The organism is Streptomyces sp. IBSBF 2435 (assembly GCF_036815005.1).
GTDB lineage: Bacteria > Actinomycetota > Actinomycetes > Streptomycetales > Streptomycetaceae > Actinacidiphila.
On record NZ_JAJSYW010000344.1, the window covers coordinates 1 to 2,993 of the forward strand.

Annotated in this window: 1 protein-coding gene and 1 pseudogene; one reads left to right on the plus strand and one right to left on the minus strand. The window is 72.2% G+C overall.

The window, feature by feature from the left end; translation table 11 throughout:
- Positions 1–356 precede the first annotated feature (356 nt).
- Entirely contained in the window at positions 357–1,601 is a 1,245-nt protein-coding gene (locus V7E46_RS33135) for a helix-turn-helix domain-containing protein (RefSeq protein ID WP_443054426.1), read from the minus strand.
- 265 nt (positions 1,602–1,866) lie between these two features.
- Here V7E46_RS33135 and V7E46_RS33140 point away from each other — a divergent pair.
- Positions 1,867–2,782: pseudogene (locus V7E46_RS33140) on the plus strand (DUF234 domain-containing protein); the annotation flags it as partial.
- Positions 2,783–2,993 lie beyond the last annotated feature (211 nt).

Sequence of the window (2,993 nt, forward strand, 5' to 3'; positions counted from 1 at the left end):
GTCACACCGTACGCGCCCAGCTCCGCGAGCTTGGCGACGCTGTCGACCGGGTCGAGGGGGGGGGGGGGGGGGGGGGGGGCCGGGGGGGGGGCCCCCCCCCCCCCCCCCCCCCCCCCCCCCCCCCCCCGGGCCGTGAGGTTCCGACCGGGTGACGGCATGGCGCGTCCGGGGGAGGGCGTACGGAGGGAGGTACGCCGCCCGGCGCGTCACTGGTCGCGGACAGCCCGAGGAAGCCGGGCGCGCGGTGCGTGGCGTCGGACGGGGATCAGAGGGTCCTGCGGGGATCGTGCGAGCCGGAGAGACCGGGTGGTCGGCGAGCCGGGCGGATTGAGCCGGTGCCGGTGGTGGAGCCGCTGTCAGCCGTGCGCGGGGGCGAGTACCCGTGCCAGTGCCGGTTGCAGATCGCGTACGGCCCGGCTGCTCCGGAACCGGGAGAGCTCCCGCGCGAGACGCCGTACGTCGCTGTTCACCGTCGCCGAAGGAACAGCCGGCATCACCCCCAGGAGTTCCCCGGCGATCGTGCACGCGTGCTCGACCTCTCCGGAGGCGGCGTGGGCCAAGGACCGGCGGAAGCCATACCGGGCGCGGGTGCGCAGCGCGTGGGTCGGGAGGCGGCGGTATTCACGGTCGAGGACATCGGCGGCGGCCTTGGGGCGACCGAGGTCGTGCAGGCACCAGCCGGTCGTCATCTCCGCCGGATCGCTCAGGTGGGTGGTGCCGATCACGGGCCCGGCGCCGCTGCGGGCGTCATCGCTGTCCAGCAGCTCCCGCGCCCTGTCGAGGCTGCGGAGGCAGTCGCGTTCGTCGCCGACGAGCGCGTGCCCCTGCGCCTCCCGCTGGGCCGCGAGTCCCCGGATGCGCGGTGGGAGTTCGTGGCTCTGGGCCCGGCGGGCCAGAGTGATGGTGCTCGCGGCATCCCCGTCGTAGAGCGTGACCAGGGCGCGTCGCACGAGCGCGTAGGAACCGAGGTACGGATCGCCCCCGGCGCGCGCCAGTTCGGCCGCCTCACCGGTCCAGCCGAGTGCCGCGCCGCTGTCCCCGGCCTCCTGGGCCATCCAGCCGGTGAACTCCGCGAACCGCGACGCGAGCAGGAGCGCGGGAGTCCGGGTGGCGGACGGGGCCTCGGCGGCCAGCCCGGCGACCATACGTGTCTGCGTTTCCAGCAGGGGAAGCAGGACCTTCGGTGCGGTGGACTGGCCGAGCTTTCGCAGCTGGTCGAACTGCGCGCGGAAGCAGGGAAGGAGGGGGTCGGCGACCGGGGACGCCTGACCGTCGAGTTTCAGGCCGAAGTCGATCAGCGATCCCGTACCCGCAGCGAGGACCGCCCGGCGCCCGACGAGCCACAGGCTCGGGGCGGCAGGGGTCTCGGTGGAGTCCGAGCCGGTCCCGGGGCGGGCGGCCAGGCGCTGCAGCCCGCCGTTCGCACCGAGGAAGGCGTCGCATCGGCGGGCCAGTTCGGGGGACGCGGAGCGCTCCCCCCGCTCGACCTTGCTGAGGTGCCCCTTGTCGTAGTTGAGTGCCACGGAGAACTCGGTCAGAGTCAGCCCCGCTTCCTGCCGTAGACGGCGGAGTTCCGGGCCGAAACGTGAAATTGTGCTCATCATCAACCTCCCCCTCGAACAGCGACCGTGAGAGCCGTGCGCCCTCACGGGGAACTTCCGGTCGGCGTTCACCGGCCGGCCCGACGACCGACAGCGAACACTCGTCGTGACGGGTCTGTCGCGCTTCGCATCCGAGAGCGAGTTTGGCACGAGGTGCGCCTCAAGAATCGGGGTTCGGCGGTGTTGCCCGTTGCCTCTTCTGCTCTCCGTTGTTCTCCGCCTGCTGCGGCCGGGGCCGTCGAGGCGGCCCGATCGCTCCGGCGCCCCGTTCCTGTTCATGGATGCCGATGGCGCCTTTGAGGGGATACTGCAGCGGGCCTGGGACCGGGCACTGGAGACCAAGCCGGTGCTGCTGGTCCTCATCGGCTCCGACCTGTCGGTGACGGAGGCCATGAACAACTACGGACGCCCCTTCCACCAGCGCGGCCGGGAGATGGCGCTGGGACCGTAAAACCCCGCCGATGCTCGGGTTGGAGCCGGCGGAAGCCTTCTGCGCCGCGCTGGTCACCGGCGGGCTGCCACTGATCTGCGCGGAGTGGCCGCGAGGTGCGGGGCTGTGGGACTTCCTCGACGAGGCGCCGAGCGACCCCGTCCCGGCCCTGCTGGTGTCGGCCGAGCGTTCGCTGGCTGCCGAATTCCCCCCGCAGGCTCAGGCGCGTACGGTGCTGGCGGCCATCGGCAGTGGCGCGCGGACCCCTTCACCACCATCGCCCCTGCGGCCGGCGGGATCGGGGCCGCATCGCCGCAACGGGCGTTGGAGCTGCTTGCGGACAAGCGGAGGTCGCTGCTGAGCTGCCCGTGCCGCGGCGTCCGTCGAGGGACCGCCGCTACCGGGTGACTGATCCCTACCCGCGGTTCTGGCTCCGTCTGCTGGGTCCGTCCACGGAGGAGATCGAACGAGGGCGGGGCGATCTCACGCTGGCGCGTATCCGGGAGAACCGGACCAGCTGGCATGGCCGTGCCGTCGAGCCACTCGTCAGGGAGGCCCTGGCGCGGATGCTGCCCGACGACCGGCTGTCCCCGGCCCCCGCGGTGGGCGGCTACTGGGCCCGAACGACGTCGAGATCGACATCGTCGGCGCGGACCGTGCACCCATCGCCGAGGATCTGCTCTTCGTGGGGTCCATCAAGTGGCTGGAGCAGCCGCCCTCCGAGCGGCGGAGGCCGGAGGGCCTCGGGCGGGCGTGGCGGCCCCGATAGCCGGCGGGGTGGCCGGAAATGGGGGTGGGTGAAGTTGAAGAATGGATTAACTGTATTCGATGCAAAGCCTTCCCGGATGCGGGTTTTCGGTCAACAGAAAAAGGTAATTCTGATTCTTTCCGGCCAGCCGCGTCGCGCGAGGCGGGTTCGGCGGGAGTGGTGAGCGGGCTGGGGGGCGAGGGGGATTCCAGGT